We start from the raw sequence: 22,278 nt of genomic DNA on the forward strand, positions 1-22,278 counted from the left end.
GGAGGCCGCCGGGGGCTAACCTGCCTCCAGGCACCTACCGAGGGAGCTGAGCCCATGGGCATCGTGTTGGGCCCCAACCAGTACGGCAAGGCGCAGATCAGGGTCTTCCGCGTCCACCGCGAGACCGCCCGGCACGAGGTGCGCGACCTGAACGTGTCTACGTCGCTGCGCGGCGACTTCACCGCGGCGCACGAGTCCGGCGACCAGTCCGGCGTGCTGCCGACCGACACGCAGAAGAACACCGTGTTCGCCTTCGCCAAGGAGGGCATCGGCACGATCGAGGAGTTCGGCCTGAGGCTCGCCGACCACTTCGTCGCGCAGGTCCCCGATGTCGACGGCGCCCGCATCGAGATCGAGGAGTACGCCTGGGACCGCGTCCCGTCCGGCGGCGCGGGGCACGACCACTCCTTCGTCCAGCGCGGCGGGGAGACCCGGACCACGATCGTCACGGTCGCGGGGCAGGGGGCCGGTCGCCGGGCCTGGGTCGTCTCCGGGATACAGGACCTCGTCATCGCCAAGACCACCGGTTCGGAGTTCACCGGGTTCCTGAAGGACGAGTACACCACCCTCGCCGAGACCGACGACCGCGTCCTCGCCACGTCGCTCGTGGCCCGCTGGCGCTACGAAGGCACGGGCATCGACTTCGACGAGCGCCACGCCTCGATCCGGGCGGTGATGCTGGAGGGGTTCGCCGAGGTGCACAGCCTCGCCCTGCAGCAGTCGCTGTACGCCATGGGTGCAGGCGTCCTCGAACGGCACCCAGAGGTCGCCGAGATCCGCTTCTCCGCGCCGAACAAGCACCACTTCGAGGTCGACCTGTCGCCGTTCGGGATGGAGAACCCGGGCGAGGTGTTCATCGCCGCCGACCGTCCCTACGGCCTCATCGAGGCCACCGTGACACGCGACGACACACCGGACGCCGGGCAGGCCTGGCTCACCGTCCCCGGCTTCTGCTGAGGTTCCCGTGAGTCATGTGATCGCCGCACCGGACAAGTTCAAGGGCAGCCTCTCCGCCCGCGAGGCCGCCGCGCACGTCGCGGCGGGTCTGCGCGCCGCCGCGCCCGGCCTGGACGTCGTCGAGCTGCCGGTCGCCGACGGCGGGGACGGGACGCTCGAAGCGGCGCTGTCCGCGGGGTACGACCGCGTGCCGGTGACCGCCGGCGGGCCCACCGGGGAGCCGGTCGCCACCGCGTTCGCCCGGCGCGGCGCTGTCGCCGTCGTCGAGATGGCCGACGTCTCCGGCCTGTCCCGGCTGCCCGGCGGGCGGCTCGACCCCCTCGGCGCCGGCACCTACGGCACCGGCCAGGTCATCCGGGCGGCACTGGACGCGGGAGTGCGGACGATCGTGCTGGGCGTGGGAGGCAGCGCGTCCACCGACGGGGGCGCCGGCCTCGCGCGGGCGCTCGGAGCCGATGTCCGCCGGGAAGGCGGAGGCTGCGTCCGGCCCGGGGGAGCGGGCCTGCTCGACGTCGCGGACGTCGACCTGCGGGGCCTGCACCCGAGGATCGCCGAGACGGAGTTCATCCTGGCCTGCGACGTCGACAACCCTCTGCTGGGCCCGCGGGGCGCGGCGGCGGTCTACGGGCCGCAGAAAGGGGCGGGCCCCGGCGACGTGGCGCTCCTCGACCGCGCGCTGGCGCGCTGGGCGGAACGGGTGGCCCGCGCCACCGGTACCGACCACTCCGCCGCCCCGGGGGCGGGCGCCGCGGGAGGCGTGGGCTTCGCCGCGCTGGCGCTGCTGAACGCCGCGCCGCGTCCCGGCATCGAGATCGTCCTCGACCTCGTCGGCTACGCCGGCCTGCTCCGGGAGGCCGGGCTCGTGATCACCGGCGAGGGCTCGCTGGACGAGCAGACCCTCAGCGGCAAGGCCCCCGCCGGGGTCGCCGCGGCGGCCGCACGGGCCGGCGTTCCCGTCGCCGCCGTCGCCGGGCGCACGACCCTGGGCGCCGCCGACCTGTCCGCGGCGGGGATCTCCCGCGTCTACACCATCACCGGCCTGGAACCCGACCCGCGGCGGCGCATGACCGATGCCGGGCCGCTGCTGGAACGGCTGGCGGCACGGCTGGCCGCCGACTTCGGCCTCGTCACCGCCGGGGGAGGCGGCGCATGACGGATCTCGACCTCCTCGTCCGCGCCCGGCGGGTCGTCACCGGCTCCGGCGAGGGGGCCCGCTGCGTCGGGGTCAGGGACGGGGTGATCGTGGCGATCGAGCCGCCGGACGCGCCGCTGCGGGCGTCCCGGGTCGTCGAACTCCGCGACGACGAGGTGCTGCTGCCCGGCCTGGTCGACTCCCACGTCCACGTCAACGACCCCGGCCGCCCGGAGTGGGAGGGATTCGCCACCGCCACCCGCGCCGCCGCCGCCGGAGGCATCACCACGATCGTCGACATGCCGCTGAACAGCGTCCCCCCGACCGTGACCGTCGGCGCGCTCGACGTGAAGCGCCGGACGGCCGCGGGCAGGACCTGGGTGGACGTCGGATTCTGGGGCGGCGCCGTCCCGGGCAACCTGCCGGACCTGCGCGAGCTGCACGACGCCGGGGTGTTCGGCTTCAAGGCGTTCCTGCTGCACTCGGGCGTCGAGGAGTTCCCGCCGCTCACCGGCGACGGACTCCGGCGCGCCATGCGGGAACTGCGCGACCTCGGCGCGCCGGTGATCGTCCACGCGGAGGACGCCCGCGCCGTCGAGCGGGCGCCGGCCGCGCACGGCCCCAGGTACCGCGACTTCCTGGCGTCCCGCCCCCGCGGCGCCGAGAACCTCGCCGTCGCCCAGGTCATCGGGCTGGCCCGCTCGACCGGCGCGCGTGCGCACATCCTGCACCTGTCCAGCTCCGACGCCCTCCCCATGATCCGGTCGGCCCGGCGGGACGGCGTCCGGCTCACCGTGGAGACCTGCCCCCACTACCTGGCGTTCTCGGCGGAGGAGATCGCCGACGGCGCCACCCAGTTCAAGTGCTGCCCGCCCATCCGCGAGGCGGCCAACCGCGAGCTGCTGTGGCAGGGCCTGGCCGACGGGACGATCGACATGGTCGTCTCCGACCACTCGCCGTGCACGGCCGAACTGAAGTGCCTCGACACCGGCGACTTCGGCGACGCGTGGGGCGGCGTCGCTTCCCTCCAGGTCGCCCTGCCCGCCGTCTGGACCGAGGCGCGCCGCCGCGGTCACTCGCTCACCGACCTGGCCCGCTGGATGGCCGAGCGTCCCGCGAAGCAGACCGGCCTCCTCCGCAAGGGACGCATCGAGGTGGGCCGCCACGCCGACTTCTGCGTCTTCGCCCCCGACGACACCTTCACCGTGGACGTCCGGCGCCTGCACCACCGGAACCGGATCTCCCCCTATGACGGCCGCCCGCTGACCGGCGCCGTGCGCGCCACCTGGCTGCGCGGCGCACCGGTCGACATCGCCGAGGAGCCGCGCGGCCGGCTCCTGACGAGAGGAGCAGCATGACGCCCGGCTTCACCGCCCTGCCCGACCTGGCCGCTCGCGACCTCGCCGCCGGCGTCGTCTTCGCCACCGACGAGTTCTTCGCCGAACGCGAGAACCTCATCAAGCCCGGGCCCGCCGTCTTCTCCGCCGCCGACTTCGGGCACAAGGGCAAGACCTACGACGGCTGGGAGACCCGCCGCCGCCGCGAACCCGGCGCCGACCACGCGATCGTGCGGCTCGGGGTCCCCGGCGTGGTCAGCGGCGTGATCATCGACACCGCGTGGTTCAAGGGCAACTACCCGCCCGAGGCGTCGGTGGAGGCGACGAGCGCGGAGGGCTACCCCTCGCCCGCGGAGTTGCGGCGGGCGACCTGGGAGACCCTGGTCGGCAGGTCGCCCATCGAGGGCGACACGGAGAACGCCTTCCCCGTCGCCGACCCCCGGCGCTTCACGCACGTCCGGCTCACCATCTACCCGGACGGCGGCGTCGCGCGGTTCCGCGTGCACGGCGAACCGGTGCCCGACCCCCGCCTCATGGACGGCACCGTCGACCTCGCCGCGCTGGAGTCCGGCGGGGACGTCGTGGACTGCTCCGACATATTCTACAGCTCGCCCCGCAACATCCTGCTGCCCGGCCGCTCACGGCTCATGGGCGACGGCTGGGAGAACGCCCGCCGCCGCGACGACGGCAACGACCACGTCACCGTCGCCCTCGCCGGCCACGCCCACGTCCACCGCGTCGAGATCGACACGTCCTACTACCTGGGCAACGCCCCCGGCTGGGCGTCCCTCAAAGGCATGGACGGCGACGCGCAGGCGGATCTCCTGCCGAAGACCCGACTGCAACCGGACACCCGGCACCACTTCCGCGCGGCGGCCACGGCGCCGGTCACCCACGTCCGCCTGGACGTCTACCCCGACGGCGGCATAGCCCGGCTCCGCGTCCACGGCACCCTGACCCGCGAAGCCCGCGCCGCCGCCGCGATCCGCTTCCTGGACCTCCTCCCCGAAGACCACGCCACAACGGTCCTCACCACCTCCGGAGGACTCGCCCCCGGCGAGGCCCGGACCCTCTTGGCCGCCCGCCCGTTCGGCGACGGCGGCGCGCCGCCCGCCCGGGTCCTGGAAGGGCTGCTCGTGGCCCCGTCCGCGCGCTGACCGGCGCCGCCGGCGGCGCCGGACCTCAGAGCAGGTCCGGGACCATCGCGAGCTTGTCCGGATTGCGCACCATGTCGATCGCGGTGATGCGCCCGGCGTCCACGGTGAACGCCACGACCGACAGTTCGCCGTTGGCGTCCCGGGCCACCAGCCCCGGAGCGCCGTTGACCTCGGTAGGCAGGCTGTCCAGCGGGCCCGGGCCCACGGCGCGAGCGTAGGCGAGCAGGATCATGGGGGCCACCCGCGCCGCCTCCCGCTCGATGTGCTGGAGCGTGCGGGCCTTGCCGCCGCCGTCGCCGCGGAGCACGACGTCCGGGTCGAGCAGCGCGATGAGCCCCGGCAGGTCGCCGTCCCGGCAGGCGGCCGTGAACGCCTCGACCAGCTCCCGCTGCTCGGCCTGCGTCGCCGGCGACCGCGGCCGCCCGCCCTCGACGTGCCGGCGCCCCCTCGAGGCGAGCTGGCGTACCGCCGCCGGTGACCGGCCGACGACCTCGGCGATCTCGGGGAACGGGACGCCGAAGACGTCGTGCAGCACGAACGCGGTGCGCTCGGCGGGGGAGAGCCGCTCCAGGACGACGAGCAGCGCCATGCTCACCGACTCGTCCAGCGTGACCCGGTCGGCCGGGTCGTCGGAGCCGGTCCCGACCAGCGGCTCGGGCAGCCAGGTGCCGACGTACTTCTCGCGGCGCGCCCGCGCGCTGGTCAGGGTGTCGAGCGCCAGCCTGCTGACGGTGGTCGTCAGCCAGGCGCCGAGTTCGCGGATGGACGCCGGGTCGTCGAGCCCGCGCAGCCGCAGCCACGCCTCCTGGACGCAGTCCTCGGCCTCGACCAGCGAGCCCGTCATCGTGTACGCCACCCGCAGCAGTCTCGGCCGGTTCGCCTCGAAGGACCGCGCGAGCAGGTCCTCGCCGTTCAGATCTGTCGTATCCACGCCGTGTTGACGACGCGGCCGGGCCAGGTGTGACACGGCCGACACCACGTCACACCTTCGCGGGCCGCGTCGTCACCAAGGCGCAGATGCCCAGGGCGACCTGTGGCACCAAAGGACACCTCCGGGAAGAGATCATGACGACTACCGAGCTGAACCGAGATGAGGACATCAGGCCGCCCACGCGGAGCGGGGTGTTCGTCCGCGTCGCGGGCTTCGCCTACCGCCGCAGATGGATCGCCCTGCTGCTGTGGGTGGCCGTCCTGGCCGGCGTCTGGACCGCCGCGTCGGCCGCGGGCAACGACTACCGCAACGACTACTCCCTGCCCGGAACCGAGTCGCAGCAGGCGGCCGACCTGCTGGCCGAGCACGGCGCCGCCCACGCCGGGGACACCATCGAGATCGTCCTGCACGACGAGGGCGGCCTGCGCGAACCCGGCGTCGAGCAGCGCGTGGGGGCCATGCTCCGCGACGTCGCCGGGCTGAACAACGTGGGCCAGGTCCAGAGCCTGTACGAAGGCGGGGGCGCCATCTCCCAGGACGGCACGGTCGGCTTCGCCGCCGTGACGCTCGACGTCCCGTCGCAGGACATGCCGAAGGCCGACACCCAGCGCATCTACGACACCGCCCAGAAGGCCGCGGGCGACGGGCTCCAGGTCGAGCTGGGAGGCGACGCGGCCCGGTTGCTGGCTGAGGGCGGGACCAGCGCCGCGGAGGGCGCGGGCATCCTGGCCGCGCTGGTCATCCTGGTCCTGATGTTCGGCTCGTTCATCGCGGCCGGGCTGCCCATCGTGATCGCCCTGTTCGCTGTGGGTTCCACCGTCGGGGGCATCATCGTGGCCTCGCACGTCTTCACGATCGCCGAGTGGACCCCGCCGGTGATGATCCTGGTCGGCCTCGGCGTCGGCATCGACTACGCGCTGCTGATCTTCGCGCGGTACCGCGCCGAGCTGGTGCGCGGCTCGGATCCGAGGCGGGCCGCCGTGACCGCGATGGACGCCGCCGGCCGTTCGGTGTTCTTCGCGGGCTGCACCGTCCTGCTGGCCCTGCTCGGCCTCGTCGCCCTGGGCATCGGCTCGATCCAGGGCATGGCGCTCTCGGTCGCGCTGACCGTGCTGGTGACCATGCTCGCCTCCCTGACCATGCTGCCCGCGCTGCTCGGGATCTTCGGCCCCCGCTTCGCCCGCCAGTTCACCCGGCGCGCCGAGCGGCGCAAGGCCAAGGGCAAGGCCGATGACGGCGCCGGCTGGCGGCGGCTCGGCGCCGGTGTGCAGCGGCGTCCGCTGGCCGCCCTGCTGGCGGGCGCGGTGATCCTCGGCGCCCTCGCCGTTCCGGCGCTGGGGATACGGCTCGGATTCTCCGACGCGGGCGGCGACCCGGCCGGCAGCACCAGCCGGCAGGCCTACGATCTGCTGTCCGAAGGCTTCGGCCCCGGGTTCAACGGCCCGCTGCTGGTGGTGACCGACGGTGGCCCGCAGGCCGCGGCGGCGGCGGCCACGGCGCTGAACGACACCCCGGGAGTCCAGGCGGCCGCGGAACCGATCCCCACACCGGATGGCGAGGCCGCGACCGTCCTGGCCTTCCCCGCCTACTCGCCGCAGGACGAGAGGACCTCCGAACTCGTCGGTACCCTGCGGGACGACGTTCTGCCGCAGGTGTCAGCGCAGAGCGGCGCGCAGTACATGGTCGGCGGGGCCACGGCCACGCTCGAGGACTACTCGGCCATGCTCGGTGACCGGATGCCGCTGTTCATGGCCATCGTCGTCGGCCTCTCGGTCCTCCTGCTGATGGCGGTGTTCCGCTCGGTGCTCATCCCGCTGAAGGCCGCGGTGCTGAACCTGCTCAGCATCGGCGCCGCGCTCGGCGCGATGAAGCTCGTCTTCCAGGACGGCATGTTCGGCATGGAGGGCGGCCCGATCGAGGCGTACCTGCCGGTGATGCTCTTCGCCATCGTCTTCGGGCTCTCCATGGACTACGAGATCTTCCTGATCTCCCGGATGCACGAGGAGTGGACGCGCTCGGGGCAGAAGGATCCCTCGCACGCCGTGCGGGAGGGACTGGCGCACACCGGCTCGGTGATCACCGCCGCGGGCTCGATCATGATCGTGATCTTCGCCGCGTTCACGCTCAGCCCGGACCGGATGCTCCAGCAGGCCGGGTTCGGCTTCGCGGTGGCGATCTTCGTGGACGCGGTCATCATCCGCTGCCTGATCGTTCCGGCGGCGATGGAACTGATGGGCAGCCGGGCCTGGTGGCTGCCGGCGCCGATGGCCAGGCTGCTGCCGAAGGTCGAACTGGAGCGCCACTGAGCACGCCGCCCTCCGGTGGGGCCCCGGTCCCACCGGAGCGGCGACGTCCCGACCGTCCGGTCACGGCATCCATGGGGAGCGATCACTGTCAAGGGCGATGATCGCCCCTGACCGATGCGTACTTCGTGTCTTAATCGCCCTAGTTGCACTTCTGGTGGGGTGCTTGTCTCAACATCGGCCGGGTGTTCGACCGGCCACCACCCCCACGGGTCATCCGCCCGCCTCCAGGAGGCAAAGGTGTCCAGGACACGCTGGATCGCCGCGACCGCGGTCGCCGTCACCGGAACGCTCCTCGCCTCGGGACTCACGGTCCCCGGACAGGCCGGAACACTCCCTCCCCGCTCGCAGCCCCCCGGCGAGCACACCGAACTGCCCGACAAGGACGCCCGCACCGGCAGCCTGGCTCCCACCACCCGGCAGCGGGGGGCCGCCCGCGGCGTGACCGTCCGGTGGAACCGGCTCGGCACGCCCGCCTCGGTGACCGACGCCGAGCCCCTGGCTGGCGGGCTGGCCGACGACCCCGAGAAGGCGGCCCGCGCGTACCTGGCCGGCCACCAGGACCTGTTCGGCCTGGACGCCGCCGCCGTCGCCGGCCTCGAGAAGGTCGCCGTCAACCCCATCGGCGAGGGCGCGGCCGTGCTGCTCCGCCAGCGGTTCGGCGACCTTCCCGCCGGTCACGACGGGCTCGTGGCGGTCGGCGTGACCGGCGGCGAGGTCGTCTCGGTCACCTCGACCCTGTCCCGCGACGACGACCCTCCGCCGCCCGCCACGCTCTCCCAGGACGACGCGGTGGCCGCGGCCGGTCGGGACGCCGGCATCGCCGTCTCCGCCGAGGCGGCCCGCAGGGTGCGCCTCGTCGCGGTCCCCACCGCCGAGGGCGTCCGCAGCGCCTACCAGGTCGTCCTCATGGACTCCTCCGGCGCGGAGCCCAAGGCCGTCACCTCCCACGTCGACGCCCGCTCCGGTGCGGTCCTCGTGCGGGAGAACCTCGTCGACCGGCACCAGCACGGGCATCAGAACGGGCACGGGTACCAAGACGGGGACGACCCGCGCTGGTCGGTGTTCCCCGCGGCCCCGCGCGGCGACTACTCGTCCCGCGACACCCGTGAGACCTGGTGCTTCGTCCCCGCGCGCGGCTGCCGGTCCGTCGTCGGCGGCGACCCCTCCACCGGCAAGCCGTGGGACGCCGACCCCGGGACCGGCGCCTCGACGACGACCAGCCTGGGCAACGCCGCCCGCACCTACGAGAACCGCGCGAGCGACGACCCCTTCACCGTCGGCACGCGCACCAACGCGCCCAAGCCGGACCGCAACTACAGCTACCCGTGGGCCAACCAGTGGTACACCAGCAAGTGCGACCCGGCGACGCTGGACAGCCCGCAGGAGGCCGACGTCGAGGCGGCCATCTCCAACCTCTTCGTCCAGCACAACCGGCTGCACGACTGGTCCTACCGGCTCGGCTTCACCGAGTCGGCCTGGAACATGCAGGTCGACAACGGCGACCGCGGCGGCCTCGGCGGCGACCCCGAGCAGGGCAACGCGCAGGCCGGCGCCAGGTTCCCCTCCATCCGCGACAACGCGAACCAGATCACCCCGCCCGACGGCGTCGCCGCCATCACCAACATGTACCTGTGGCAGCCGATCGCGGGGGCGTTCTACTCCCCGTGCGTCGACGGCGACTTCGACATGAGCGTCATCGGGCACGAGTACGCGCACGCCATCTCCGGCCGCATGGTCGCCGGACCGGACGCCGGCTGGAACGGCCCGCAGGCCGGCGCCATGAACGAGAGCACCTCCGACCTGCTCGCCATGGAGTACCTGCGCGAGTACGGGCTGCGCGCGCCCGGCCGGACGCCGTACGTCATCGGCGGCTACGTCACCGGCGAGCCCCGCACCGGAATCCGCAACTACGACATGAGCCGCAGCCCCCTCAACTACAGCGACCTCGGCTACGACCTGACCGGCCCGCAGGTCCACGCGGACGGCGAGATCTGGACCGCCACCCAGTTCGACCTCCGCCAGGCGTTCGTGCGGCGCTACGGCGACGGGAGCACCTCACTGCAGCGCAAGTGCGCCGAGGGAGAGGTGCCGGTGGCCCGATGCCCGGGCAACCGGCGGTGGGCGCAGCTGTCCTTCGACGCGCTGCTGCTCATGGCCACCGGCGCGGTCAGCTATGTCGACCACCGCGACGCCCTGCTCGCCGCCGACGTCATCCGCTTCGGCGGCAAGAACCAGGACCTGATCTGGAAGGCCTTCGCCCAGCACGGCCTGGGGGAGGGCGCCGCCAGCGAAGGCCCCGCCGACGCCGACCCCACGCCGAGCTTCGCCTCCCCGGTCTCGCGCGACGCCGAGGTCACGCTCAAGCCCCGAGGCGACGCCAGGGACGGGAAGGTCCGCCTCTATGTGGGCGACTACGAGGCCCGCGCCGTCCCGGTCGCCGACACCGACCCGGCGACCCCGCTCGGCGCCACCTTCGCCATGACGCCCGGCCGCTACTCCTTCGTCGCGGTCGGCGAGGGCTTCGGCCACAAGAAGTTCACCGCCACGATCGGCGGGTCACGGCGGACCCTGCCGGTCACGATGCACCGCAACCAGGCAGCGGCGGCGAACGGCGCCACCGCCACCGGCGACGGACTGTCGCACCAGGCGCTGCTGGACGAGACCGAGGCGACCAACTGGCAGTCGGTGGACGCCCCCGTGGCCGACCGCCAGGTGACCGTCGACCTGGCCGGCGACCGCCCGGTCAGGGTCGGCCGGGTGCAGGTCAGCGCGATGCTGCGTCCTACCGTGGACGGCGACCCGGAGGGGCCCGACACGTCCCAGAACCGGTTCACCGCACTGCGCTCCTTCCGGCTGCTGGCCTGTGACGCCACCGAGTCCGACTGCTCGCAGGACGGCGGCTACCGCGCCGTCTACACCAGCCCGGACGACGCCTTCCCCGCCGACCGGCCACGACCCACGGCACCCGACATCACCCTGCGTTCCTTCAACACGCGGAACTTCACCGCGACGCACCTGCGCCTGCAGGTGCTCTCCAGCCAGTGCACCGGCGCCCCGGCCTACGCCGGAGAGCAGGACAACGACCCGCGCTCCAGCACCGACTGCGCCACCGCTTCGCCCCGCGCCGGCATGGTCCGGGCGGCCGAACTCCAGGCCTTCGCCCGCTGACCGACACCGAACCGGAGGGGCGGGAGCCGCGCGGCTCCCGCCCCTCCGGTTCGTCCGCCGGGCCGCATCTCGCAGGGCGACGAACCGTGGTGAGATCGGTGCTCGTGTGGACGGGGTGATCGAGTGTGCTGAAGTCGTCCTTGAATGGATGCCGTGTTGGCACGGTCCAATTCGGCCGGGTGGGCGGCTGTGCCGCTGATATCGTCGGTGCTTAGCGCCCAATTCGGCGTAGTGGTGCATCGTAGTGGCGCATGGTGGCGAGTTTGCGTCGGTGTCGTCATGTGTTTAAATCGGAAGACGCGGGGAACCTTGCATGATCGTATTGACCGACGGGAAGCCATGCGGACCGTTCGAGGCGCGGAACCGCGACCGATGCCCCTGTACCCAGGGGAGTCCAGCCGGGTGCTGACATTCCTCCGAGGCGGCCATGGCCCGTGGCCCCCGGTGGAGAGCCCATTCAGCGTTCCGGGCAGGAGATCACCGGAGGCCGCTTCCAGCGAATGACTGATCGTGGTCATTTCGGTGGAGACGGGTCACAATCACAGGGAAATCACGGCCAGACCATGCGCGTACTAGTTGTGAACGAGGAGCCCGCCGTCGCCGATTCCATTACCGCGGGACTGCGGCGGCATGGATACGACGCCGAGAGCGTGGACACGGGAACCGAGGCTCTGCGGAACTACGACCGGGTCGACCTCGTGCTCCTGGACCTGGAGTTGCCCGACCTGGACGGCCTCGAGGTATGCCGGGCCATCCGGAACGAGGGGGACACCCCGATCATCGTCGTCACCGACCGTGATGACCGGGTCCACCGGGTCCTCGTCCTGCAGGCGGGCTCGGACGACTGCCTGGACAAGCGCGAATGCCTGGAGGTCCCACTCGGGTTCCGCGAGCTCATCGCCCGCATCGAGGCGGTCATGCGGCGCGCCCGCCCGGACCGCCACCGGAAACGGCAGATCTCCCGCGGCTCCCTGCACATCGACACCGATCTGCGTGAGGTGCGGGTGAACGAGCGCCGGATCACTTTGACACGCAAGGAGTTCGATCTCCTTCATCTGCTCGCCAGGCACCCCGAAAAGATCATTCCTCGAAGACAGATCATGGCCGAGGTCTGGGACGACCACCATGTGGGGTCGAGCCGGACGCTCGACATGCATGTCAGCAGCCTGCGCGGCAAGCTCGGCGCGGGTTCGTGGATCAAGACGGCGCGCGGTGTCGGATTCGGGATCGGCCACGGCTGAATTCCGTACGAGCGGCCGCTCTCAATCATCTTACGTAATCTTACGTCGATCTTACAGCTCGCCCATTGACGGTTCGGGGCCGTCTATTGATTGACTTGCTGTGGGCTTCTCCTTTACTTGCCCGCGAAACGAGGACAAGGAGCGACCATGGCGGATCTCACGGACAAGACCGCGCTGGTGACCGGCGCCAGCCGGGGAATCGGAAAGGCCGTCGCCGAGCGTCTGTCCCGCGACGGAGCGACGGTGGCCGTACATTATTCGGCCAATAAGGAGGCTGCGCAGGAAACGGTCTCCGCGGTGCGGAGGGCAGGTGGCCGTGCATTTCCGGTCCAGGCCGAATTCGGAACCCCCGGGGATGTGGACGAGCTGTTCGCGGGACTGACCGACGAACTGGAAAGATCCACTGGACGGGCGCGGCTGGATATCCTGGTCAACAACGCCGGCATCATGGGCGGCGTTCCGCCCGAGGAGATCACGCCGGAGCTCTTCGACCGGCTGGTCGCCGTCAACGCCAGGGCGCCGCTGTTCATCGTGCAGCGGGCGCTGGAGATCATGCCCGACGGCGGCCGCATCATCAACATCTCCTCCGGCCTGACCCGGTTCGCCAACCCCGACGAGGTCGCGTACGCGATGACCAAGGGCGCGGTCGAGATGATCAGCCTGCACTACGCCCGCCACCTGGGCCCGCGGAACATCACCGTCAACAGCGTCGCACCCGGGCTGACCGACAACGGCGGCCCCGTCTTCCAGATGCCCGAGGCCGTCGAGCAGATGGCCCGGATGTCGGCGTTCGGCCGCGTGGGACAGCCGGAGGACGTCGCCGATGTGGTCGGCTTCCTCGCCTCTCCCGAAGGACGCTGGGTCACCGGTGCCTTCCTCGACGCCACCGGTGGCACCCTGCTGGGCTAGTTGAATCATGCCGACCGCCACGACAGAGCCGTCCACCACGACCCTGAACCCGGCCGGCCGGGCGCTGCTGTTCGTCCTGTCGGGCACCATGCTGCTCGACGCGCTCGAAGTGTCGACGGCGGCGGTGACGCTGCCCGCGGTCGGCGACGACCTCGGGCTGCCGCCGGCCTCTTCCCACTGGCTCATCAGCGGCTTCGCCCTCGCGTTCGGAGGGTTGATCCTGGTCGCGGGAAGGGCCGTCGCCCGGGTGGGCAGCCGGCGCCCGTACCTCCTGGCGTTGCTGGTGTTCGCGGCGGCCTCGGTGACCGGCGGCCTGGCGGGCGACGGCCCCCTGCTGATGGCCACCCGCGTCATCAAGGGAGCGTGCGCCGCCTTCACCGCGCCGGTCGGGCTGGCCATCATCGCCGCCGCCTTCCCGGAGGGCACGGCCCGGACCCGGGCCATGTCCGTCTACGCGCTGTTCGGGGCCGGCGGGTTCACCTGCGGGCTGGTGGTGTCCGGCGTGCTCACCACCGTGCTCGGCTGGAGGTGGACGCTCGCCGCACCGGCGCCCGCGGCGCTCGTGCTGTTCCTGGCCGGCCTCCGCCTCGTCCCGCGTGACGCGGGCGTCCCCGGCGGCGCGCAGGCAGGGAGGACCGATAGGAAACGAAGTGGGCAAGGGGACGGGGGCGTGCTCGCCAGGGGGCGGCTGATCCGGTCGTGCCTGGGGGCCGCCACGCTCAACGGGTCGTTCTGGGGACTGCTGCTGGTGGGCAGCCTGCACCTGCAGGCGGTCGCGGGCTGGACGGCCCTGCAGACGGCCCTGGCGTTCGTGCCCGCCACCGTGCTCCTGCTCCTGTCGGTCCCGTACAGCGGGCGCCTGGCGGAGCGGTACGGGCCGGCGCGGCTCATCGCCATAGGGGCCGCGGCTCCTCCTGCCGGATACGCCCTGCTCCTGCGGCTGGACGGCACCCCTTCCTACCTGGTGGACATCCTGCCCACCGTGCTGCTGGTGGGGGCCGGGTATGTGCTGTGCTTCGCCGCACTGCACATCCAGGCCACCGCAGGAGTGCCCGAATCCCGCAAGGGACCGGTCAGCGGCGTCTACCAGAGCTCGGTCCAGCTCGGGGGCGCGCTGGCCGTCTGGCTGACCGCTCTGGCGCTCCCCGCGACCTCCGCCCACGGCCACCACGCGGCGATCGGTCTCATCACCGCCGTCGGAACCCTGGGGTTCCTCGCCGCGCTCGCCGGTGTCATCGGGCGCCGGCCCGACCGACCTGAACGGAGTGCACGAAACGATGAAGGTTCTGATCACGACGATGCCGGCGGCGGCTCACCTCTATCCCTACGTTCCGCTGGCGTGGGCACTGCAGAGCGCGGGCCACGAGGTCCGCGTGGCCAGCCATCCCGACATGGCCGACACGATCGTCAAGGCCGGGCTCACCGCGGTGGCCGTGGGTGAGAAGGAGGACCTGGCCGGGGCAGTGCGCGCGGCCGGCGAGGACGAGCGGCTGCGGCGCATCGTCGACGCGCTGCCGTTCGGCCCCGGAGACGCCAACTTCAAAACCGCGATCGGTCACTACGTCCTGGGCGCGTTCGGGTTGTACTACCCCGAGGATCCACCCGGTCCGGATCGCAGGCCGATGGTGGACGACCTGATCGGGTTCGCCCGGTCGTGGCGCCCCGACCTGGTGCTCTGGGATCCGCTCTCCTTCCCCTCGCCCGTCGCGGCGCGCGCATGCGGGGCGGCCCACGCCCGGGTGCTGTGGGCCATCGACCACATGGGCTGGACGAGGAGCAGGCTCCTCGAACGGCTCGAAGGCCTCGACCGGCTCGACAGTCCGCGAAGCCGGCCGCGCGAGGACCCCCTGGACCCGATGGCGAGCATGATGAAGCCGACCCTGCGGCGGCTGGGCCACGACTTCGACGAGGAACTGATCGTCGGCCAGTGGACCGTCGACCTGATGCCGCCGCGGATGCGGCTGCCCGTCGACCTGCGCTACGTACCTGTCCAGATGGTTCCCTACACCGGTGCGGACGTCCTCCCGGAATGGCTGTACGAGCGGCCGAGCCGCCCCCGGGTCTGCCTCACGCTGGGCCTGAGCTCGCGGCATTTCTTCGCGAAGAACTACGGGATTCCCGTCGGGGACCTGCTGGACATGGTGGCCGACCTCGACATCGAGATGGTGGCCACGCTGAACGACGCGCAGCTCGCCTCGGTGGACCGCGTCCCGCCCAACGTCAAGGTGGTGGACTACGTGCCGCTCACCCAGCTCCTGCCGACCTGCTCGGCGATCATCCATCACGGCGGCGCCGGCACGTTCGCCGCGGCCGTGTCCGCGCGGGTGCCGCAGCTCGTCATCCCGACCGAGGGCGCGGAGCGGGTCGAGGTGGGCGACCACGTCGCGCTCCGGGGCGCCGGGCTGTCGATGCCGACCGTCGAGAGCGGCCTGCTCACCGTCGACGACGTGAAGAAATCGCTCGTACGCATCCTGAACGAGCCGTCCTTCCGGAGGGGGGCCGGTGAGCTGCGCGCGGATCTGGCGGCCACGCCGTCACCGCGCGATGCGGTCCCGATCCTGGAGGACCTCACCGTTGAGCACCGCCGCTAGGGGAACCCCATGAGCATGGACACCTCCGAAGGCGCGAAGGCGGGAACCGGCCGCGCCGGAGCGCGCGAGTGGGCGGGGCTCGCCGTCGTCGCGCTGCTCATCCTGGTCGTCTCCGCCGACCTGAACGTGCTGCATCTGGCCGTCCCGAAGCTGAGCGCGGACCTGCGTCCGGGCGCCGCGCAGCTGCTCTGGATCACCGACGTGTACGGATTCGTGATCGCCGGATTCCTGATCACGATGGGCACCCTGGGCGACCGGATCGGCAGGCGCCGGCTGCTGCTGTGGGGCGCGGCGGCCTTCGGCGGTGCGTCCGTGCTCGCCGCGCTGGCGCCGAGCGCGGAGATGCTCATCGGCGCGCGGGCGCTGCTGGGGATCGCCGGGGCGATGGTGCTGCCATCCGCGCTTTCGCTGATCAGGGCCGCGTTTCACGATCCCGGGCAGCGGAAGCTCGCCATCGCGGTGTGGATCACCGCGTTCTCCGTGGGCAGCGCGCTGGGCCCGCTGCTGGGTGGAGTTCTGCTCCAGCACTTCTGGTGGGGCTCGGTGTTCCTGCCCGGCGTGGCGGCGATCGTGCCGCTCCTGGCCGCTGGTCCCGTTCTGCTGCCGGAGTACCGCGATCCGGGTGGGGGCCGGCTCGACCTGCCGAGCGCGGCCCTCTCGCTGGGCGCGGTGCTGGCCGTCGTGTACGGCCTCAAGCAGATCGCCGAGTACGGGCCGGGATCCGCGGCGGCCGCGGCCATCCTGGCCGGTCTCGCGGTGGGGGCGGTGTTCCTGCGCCGCCAGGTCCGGCTCGCCGATCCGCTGATCGACGTGCGGCTGTTCGCCGACCGCGTCTTCAGCGGCGCGCTGGCCGCGCAGGCGCTGGGCGTCTTCATCATGGGCGGGACGTTCTTCCTCGTCGCTCAGTACCTGCAGCTCGTGCTGGCCCTGTCGCCCCTGGAGGCGGCGCTGTGGCTGGTGCCGACGGCCCTCGCGCTGGTGGCGGGCTCCATGACGGCGCCGCTGCTGGCGCAGCGGATCCGCCCGGCACACGTGATGGGCGGGGGCCTGCTGCTGGCCGCGGGCGGCTTCGCGGTCCTGAGCCTGGCGGACGGGTCCACCCTGACCTATGTCGTGGCCGGCTTCGTGGTCGTCGCCCTCGGCCTCAGCCCGGTGGTGGCGCTCAGCACCGACATGATCGTCGCAGCGGCGCCGCCCGAACGGGCCGGCTCCGCCTCGGGGATCTCCGAGTCCGGCAACGAGCTCGGCCAGGCGCTCGGCATCGCGGTCCTGGGCGGCGCCGGCACCGCCGTCTACCGCGGCCGGGTGGAGGACTCCCTGCCCGCGGGCGTCCCGGCCGAGGGCGCACAGGCCGCGCAGGACACGCTCGGCGCCGCGATCTCGGTGGCCCAGGGCCTGCCCGCCGATCTCTCGGCCCGGGTGACGGACGTCTCCCGCGACGCGTTCACCGACGGCCTGCAAGTGGTGGCCCTGATCTGCGCTGTGATCGCGGCGGTCCTGGCCCTGCTCACCGTGGCGCTGCTGCGCGCCGCACCTCCCGGAGCCGGGCAGTCTCCCGAGGGGGCCGAGGACGCCCCCGAGAAGGCTCCCGGCGGGACGGTCACCGGGAGCGTCTCCGGGGACCTCCCCGACGTCACGCGCGATGACGCCGGTGCCGTGCTGGTCGGGGAGCCGGCCGCCGCCGACACCGCGCTCGGTGACGAGCTCCGGGAACGGACTCCCGGCCTGCTGTCGCTCAGCCGGTTCGTGAGCGTCGACGGCGAAAGCGTCCTGCTCTACGCGCAGACGACGGGAGACGAGCGCGTCGCGGGACTGTTCCGGGCGCTCGGAGTCGAGTACACCGAGTACGTCCTCTATCGCAGCCACGCGCCGGAGACCTCGCGTGTCCCGGGCTGCGTCGTGGCGGTCAGCGTCGAGACCCGGGACGCGACGGTGGCGCGGCAGTGGTCCGACGCCGTCATCGCGGCGCTGGAGAGCGAGGGGCACGCCGGCGGACTGTCGGCCCATCTGCACATCAGCACGGACGGTAAGCGAGTCCTCAACTACGCCGAGTGGGCCGATGAACGAGCCCACCGCGCGGCCATGGACGACACCCACCCCGAGAGCCCGCAGTGGCGCCTGGTGCAGGAGATGCCCGGCGTGAAGCCGCTCGGGTTCCAGCGATACCACCTCGACCGAACGGTCCGGTGACGAACGGCCCATGACGAAGGGAGGTCGGCGGATGCGACCGCTCGGCCTGGAGGGCGCCTGGCTCCAGGAGCCCGACATCCACACCGATGAACGCGGCGCCTTCCACGAGTGGTTCCGCGACGAGGGGTTCGCGGAGGCGACCGGCCGGCCACTCCGGGTCGCCCAGGCGAACCGCTCGGTCTCGCGCCGGGGTGTGCTGCGCGGCGTCCACTACGCCGACGTGCCGCCCGGACAGGCGAAGTACGTGATGTGCGTGAGCGGGGCGGTCATGGACGCCGTCGTCGACCTTCGCACGGGCTCGCCGTGGTTCGGCCGTGCCGAGACCGTACGGCTGGACTCCGCGTCGGGACGCGCGGTCTACATGGCCGAGGGCTTCGGGCACGCCTTCATGGCGCTCACCGACGAGGCCACCGTCGTCTACCTGTGTTCGGAGGGCTACGCGCCGCGGCGCGAGCATGCGATCCACCCGCTCGACCCGGACCTGGCGATCGAGTGGCCGCGCGGCATCGAGCCGGTCCTGTCGGACAAGGACGCCGCCGCGCCGACCCTGAAAGCCGCCGAACACTCCGGCGCGCTGCCGTCCTACGCGGAGTGCCGGGCCCTCTACCGGCGGCCGCGCGAGGGGACGCCGGTCGCCGGCGAGTCCCCGGAGAGCCCCGAGGAGAAGTAAATGATCAACGTATTCCAGCCCAGCCTGGGCGAGGAGGAGCTGGCCGCCGTCGCGGAGGTCTTCGACAGCGACTGGCTCGGCCACGGACCGCGCACCAAGGATTTCGAGGCGGCGTTCGCCCGGCACATCGGTGTCCCGGCGGACAACGTGGTCTTCATCAGCTCGGCCACCGACGGGCTCTTCCTGGCCACGGAGCTGCTCGGCTGCGGTCCGCAGGACGATGTCGTCCTCCCGTCCATCAGCTTCGTGGGCGCCGCGAACGCCGTGGCCGCGACCGGCGCCCGGCCGGTGTTCTGCGATGTGGACCGGCACACCCTCAACCCGTCCGCCGAGAACGTCGAGCGCAGCCTGACACCGCGTACCAGGGCGGTCCTGCCCCTCCACTACGGGGGGCACCCTGGCGCCATCGACGAGATCGCCCGGCTGTGCCGGGAGCGCGGCATCACGCTGATCGAGGACGCGGCCTGCGCCGTGACCTCCGCCGTCGACGGCCAGGCGTGCGGCACCTTCGGCGATCTGGCGGTGTGGAGCTTCGACGCGATGAAGATCCTCGTCACCGGAGACGGCGGGATGCTGTACGCGCGCGATCCCGACCACGCCCGGCGGGTCCGGGCGCTGGCCTACCACGGCCTGGACCAGTTCAGCGGCCGGTCGAGGTCGTCCAGGGTGCCCCACCGGTGGTGGGAGCTCAGCGTGCGCGACTTCGGGCACCGGATGATCGGCAACGACCTCACGGCCGCCATCGGCGGCGTGCAGCTTCGCAGGCTGCCCGAGTTCCAGCGCCGGCGCCGGGCCGTGGTCGAGGCCTACGACGACCTGCTGGCCGGGATCCCCGGGGTGCGGCTGCCACCGCGCCCGCCCGCCGGGCACACCACGTCCGGCTACTTCTACTGGGTGCAGCTGCCCCCGGCGATCAGGGACCGGGTCGCGGCCGACCTGCTCGACCGCGGCATCTACACCACGTTCCGCTACCCGCCGCTGCACAAGGTGCCCGCGTACCGGTCCGCGGCCGAGCTGCCCGGTTCCGACCGGGCGGCCGAGAGCACCCTGCTGCTCCCGGTGCACCAGAGCCTGGCGGACGCGGACGTGCGCACGGTGGCCGCCGAGTTCCGCGAGGCCGTCGAGCGCGCCGCCACCGCGGCGCACATCTGAAGACCGGCCGAACCCATCGAGAACCCATCGAGGAGGTAGATCATGAACGGAGGAAGAACGCGGCTCGCCGTGATCGTGGGAAGCACCAGGGAAGGGCGGTTCGGCCCGACCGCGGCCCGCTGGTTCCTCGGGCAGGCCCGCCAGCGGCGGGACATGGACATCGACGTCATCGACCTCGCCGAGGAGCGGCTCCCCGCGGTGCTCACCGCGGACCGGCCCCCAGAGGTGGAGGCCGTCGGCCGCCGGCTGGAGGCCGCCGACGCGTACGTGGTGGTGACCGCCGAGTACAACCACAGTTTCCCGGCGAGCCTCAAGAACGCGATCGACTGGTTCCTCACCGAATGGCAGGCCAAGCCGGTCGGATTCGTCTCCTACGGGGGCGTGGCCGGCGGACTGCGCGCGGTGGAGCAGCTCCGCCTGGTGTTCGCCGAGCTGCACGCGGTCACCGTCAGGGACTCGGTGAGCTTCTACAACTACCCTGACCGGTTCGACGGCGCGGGCGACCCCGTCGACCCCGAGACGTGCAACGGCGCCGCGAAGATCATGCTCGACCAGCTCGCCTGGTGGGCCGGCGCCCTCCGGGAGGCGCGGGCGCGGACGCCCTACGGCTCCTGATCAGGTGATCAGGCGGATCACGAATCCCGGATCTCGCAGATGACGTCGCCGGCCGAGACGGCCGCCCCGGGCTCGGCCGTCAGGCCGGCGACGGTGCCCGGCCGGTGGGCGTACAGCGGCTGCTCCATCTTCATGGCTTCGAGCACGGCGATGAGGTCGCCCTCGTCGACGCGGGCGCCGTTCTCGGCCGCGACCTTGGCGACGGTTCCCTGCAGCGGCGCGGTGAGCGCCTCGCCGGAAACCTCCCCTCCGCCCGTCGCCGGAACCGGCGGCGAGGCGCGCCGGGGCCTCGCCGCGCCGCCCTCCGGATGGGGTGCCTGCCCGGCGGACGGCCCCAGGGACGCGGGCACGGAGACGTCCAGCCGTCTGCCGTCGACCTCGACCACGACCGTCTCGCGGGGCTCGTCCGCCGCATCCGGTTCGCCGCCGGGTGACGGTGGGTGCGGCGCGATCTCGTTGCCGAACTCGGTCTCGATCCACCGGGTGTGGACGCCGAGCGGGCCGCCGGAGCCGTGCCGCTCCGGGGCGAAGGCGGGATCGCGGACCACCGCGCGGTGGAAGGGGATGACCGTGGGCAGGCCCTCCACCTCGAACTCGTCCAGCGCGCGGGCCGCACGGCGCAGGGCCTCTTCGCGGGTCGCGCCGGTGACGATCAGCTTGGCCAGCAGCGGGTCCCAGGCCGGTCCGATCACCGAGCCCGGCCGCACTCCGCTGTCGAGCCGTACCCCCGGGCCCGCGGGTGCCCGCATGGCGGTGACGGTGCCCGGCGCGGGCAGGAAGCCGCGCCCGGGATCCTCGGCGTTCACGCGGAACTCGATGGAGTGCCCGCGCACCGGCGGGCCGCCGTACCCGATGCGCTCGCCCTCGGCGATGCGGAACATCTCCCGGACGAGGTCGATGCCGGTGACCTCCTCGGTGACCGGGTGCTCGACCTGCAGCCGGGTGTTGACCTCCAGGAACGAGATCGTCCCGTCCGCCACCAGGAACTCGCAGGTGCCCGCCCCCACATACCCGGCCTCGCGCAGGATCGCCTCGGACGAGACGCGCAGCAGGTCGGTCTGCTCCTCGCTCAGGAACGGCGCGGGGGCCTCCTCGACCAGCTTCTGATGGCGGCGTTGCAGCGAGCAGTCCCGTGTCGAGACCACCACGACCCCGCCGTGCGCGTCGGCCAGGCACTGGGTCTCCACGTGCCGGGGCCGGTCGAGATAGCGCTCAACGAAGCACTCACCGCGGCCGAAGGCGCCGGTGGCCTCCCGCACCGCCGACTCGTACAGCTCGGGGATCTCCGCCAGGGTACGGGCGACCCGCAGGCCCCGCCCGCCGCCGCCGTACGCCGCCTTGATCGCGACCGGCGTCCCGTGCCGCCCGGCGAACGCGAGCACCTCGTCCACGCCCGACACCGGGCCGGGCGTACCGGGCACCAGCGGGGCGCCGGCGCGCTCGGCGATCCGGCGGGCCGACACCTTGTCGCCGAGCGCGCTGATGGCCTCCGGCGGCGGGCCGATCCAGGTCAGGCCCGCGTCCAGGACCGCCTGTGCGAACCCGGCGTTCTCGGACAGGAAGCCGTAGCCGGGGTGGATCGCGTCGGCGCCCACGGCCGCCGCCGCCTCGATCACCTTGGCGCCGTCGAGGTAGCTCGCCGCGGGGGTGTCGCCCCCGAGCGCGTACGCCTCGTCGGCGGCGTGCACGTGCGGCGCCCCGCGGTCCGGGTCGGCGTAGACGGCGGCGCTCGCGATCCCGGCGTCCTTGCATGCCCGGGCGATGCGTACCGCGATCTCACCACGGTTGGCGATCAGGACCTTCCGCAGCGTCACCTTGTGCTGTGTCATGGCGCACCTCTCTCGCCCGCCGCCCGTCCCGCCAGCTGTGCGGCGGCCGGAACGCGGGGGACCGCCACGCGGCCGTCGCCCGGCGGTCCTGCC

16 protein-coding genes are annotated in these 22,278 nt (G+C 72.7%); 14 read left to right on the forward strand and 2 right to left on the reverse strand.

Features of this window, described 5'->3' with window-relative positions; all coding sequences use genetic code 11:
- Positions 1-54: 54 nt before the first annotated feature.
- Genes pucL through alc form a run of 4 tightly spaced genes read left to right on the forward strand, consistent with a single transcriptional unit; the run spans position 55 to position 4,583 of the window.
- Positions 55-957, forward strand: coding sequence for a factor-independent urate hydroxylase (gene pucL, locus E1285_RS04395; protein ID WP_132148277.1), 903 nt, complete (start codon positions 55-57; stop codon positions 955-957).
- Positions 958-964: 7 nt separating this feature from the next.
- A complete protein-coding gene (locus E1285_RS04400) occupies positions 965-2,110 on the forward strand; it encodes a glycerate kinase (RefSeq protein WP_132148279.1) in 1,146 nt (381 codons plus the stop codon).
- The gene (gene allB / locus E1285_RS04405; protein ID WP_132148281.1) at positions 2,107-3,447 is read left to right on the forward strand and encodes an allantoinase AllB; all 1,341 of its coding nucleotides are present in this window, start codon (positions 2,107-2,109) and stop codon (positions 3,445-3,447) included. Before E1285_RS04400 ends, allB begins: the two co-directional genes overlap by 4 nt.
- On the forward strand, positions 3,444-4,583 hold the full coding sequence (gene alc / locus E1285_RS04410) for an allantoicase (RefSeq protein WP_132148283.1): 1,140 nt from the start codon (positions 3,444-3,446) through the stop codon (positions 4,581-4,583). Before allB ends, alc begins: the two co-directional genes overlap by 4 nt.
- Before the next feature lie 25 nt (positions 4,584-4,608).
- Here the strand turns inward: alc and sigJ are convergent, their stop codons facing one another.
- Entirely contained in the window at positions 4,609-5,514 is a 906-nt protein-coding gene (sigJ, locus tag E1285_RS04415; RefSeq protein WP_243722554.1) for an RNA polymerase sigma factor SigJ, read from the reverse strand.
- Between the two features lie 134 nt (positions 5,515-5,648).
- Between sigJ and E1285_RS04420 the strand changes: the two genes are divergently transcribed.
- The 10 genes from E1285_RS04420 to E1285_RS04465 all read left to right on the forward strand — a co-directional run bounded on the left by E1285_RS04420 (position 5,649) and on the right by E1285_RS04465 (position 20,356).
- Positions 5,649-7,820, forward strand: coding sequence for an MMPL family transporter (locus E1285_RS04420; protein ID WP_207946390.1), 2,172 nt, complete (start codon positions 5,649-5,651; stop codon positions 7,818-7,820).
- Between the two features lie 237 nt (positions 7,821-8,057).
- Positions 8,058-10,988, forward strand: coding sequence for a M36 family metallopeptidase (locus tag E1285_RS04425; protein WP_243722555.1), 2,931 nt, complete (start codon positions 8,058-8,060; stop codon positions 10,986-10,988).
- A 563-nt stretch (positions 10,989-11,551) separates the two neighbouring features.
- Positions 11,552-12,229 carry a response regulator transcription factor gene (locus tag E1285_RS04430; RefSeq protein ID WP_207946392.1) on the forward strand — a complete coding sequence of 226 codons (678 nt, stop codon included), beginning with the start codon at positions 11,552-11,554 and terminating at the stop codon, positions 12,227-12,229.
- 147 nt (positions 12,230-12,376) lie between these two features.
- Positions 12,377-13,138 (forward strand): SDR family oxidoreductase, encoded by a 762-nt coding sequence (locus E1285_RS04435; protein ID WP_132148287.1) that lies wholly within the window; start codon positions 12,377-12,379, stop codon positions 13,136-13,138.
- Positions 13,139-13,145: 7 nt separating this feature from the next.
- Positions 13,146-14,579 carry an MFS transporter gene (locus E1285_RS04440; protein ID WP_207946393.1) on the forward strand — a complete coding sequence of 478 codons (1,434 nt, stop codon included), beginning with the start codon at positions 13,146-13,148 and terminating at the stop codon, positions 14,577-14,579.
- The gene (locus E1285_RS04445; RefSeq protein WP_243722556.1) at positions 14,473-15,729 is read left to right on the forward strand and encodes a nucleotide disphospho-sugar-binding domain-containing protein; all 1,257 of its coding nucleotides are present in this window, start codon (positions 14,473-14,475) and stop codon (positions 15,727-15,729) included. The genes E1285_RS04440 and E1285_RS04445 overlap by 107 nt, the downstream gene beginning before the upstream one ends.
- A 9-nt stretch (positions 15,730-15,738) precedes the next feature.
- A complete protein-coding gene (locus E1285_RS04450) occupies positions 15,739-17,919 on the forward strand; it encodes an MFS transporter (RefSeq protein ID WP_207946394.1) in 2,181 nt (726 codons plus the stop codon).
- 31 nt (positions 17,920-17,950) lie between these two features.
- Positions 17,951-18,589, forward strand: coding sequence for a dTDP-4-dehydrorhamnose 3,5-epimerase (rfbC, locus tag E1285_RS04455; protein WP_132148292.1), 639 nt, complete (start codon positions 17,951-17,953; stop codon positions 18,587-18,589).
- Entirely contained in the window at positions 18,590-19,741 is a 1,152-nt protein-coding gene (locus E1285_RS04460; protein WP_132148294.1) for a DegT/DnrJ/EryC1/StrS family aminotransferase, read from the forward strand.
- Positions 19,742-19,783: 42 nt separating this feature from the next.
- On the forward strand, positions 19,784-20,356 hold the full coding sequence (locus E1285_RS04465; RefSeq protein WP_132148296.1) for an NAD(P)H-dependent oxidoreductase: 573 nt from the start codon (positions 19,784-19,786) through the stop codon (positions 20,354-20,356).
- Between the two features lie 17 nt (positions 20,357-20,373).
- On the opposite strand, the gene E1285_RS04470 is transcribed toward E1285_RS04465, so the two are convergent.
- On the reverse strand, positions 20,374-22,164 hold the full coding sequence (locus E1285_RS04470) for a biotin carboxylase N-terminal domain-containing protein (protein ID WP_132148364.1): 1,791 nt from the start codon (positions 22,162-22,164) through the stop codon (positions 20,374-20,376).
- Positions 22,165-22,278: the final 114 nt, after the last annotated feature.

Source organism: Actinomadura sp. 7K507 (assembly GCF_004348425.1).
GTDB lineage: Bacteria > Actinomycetota > Actinomycetes > Streptosporangiales > Streptosporangiaceae > Spirillospora.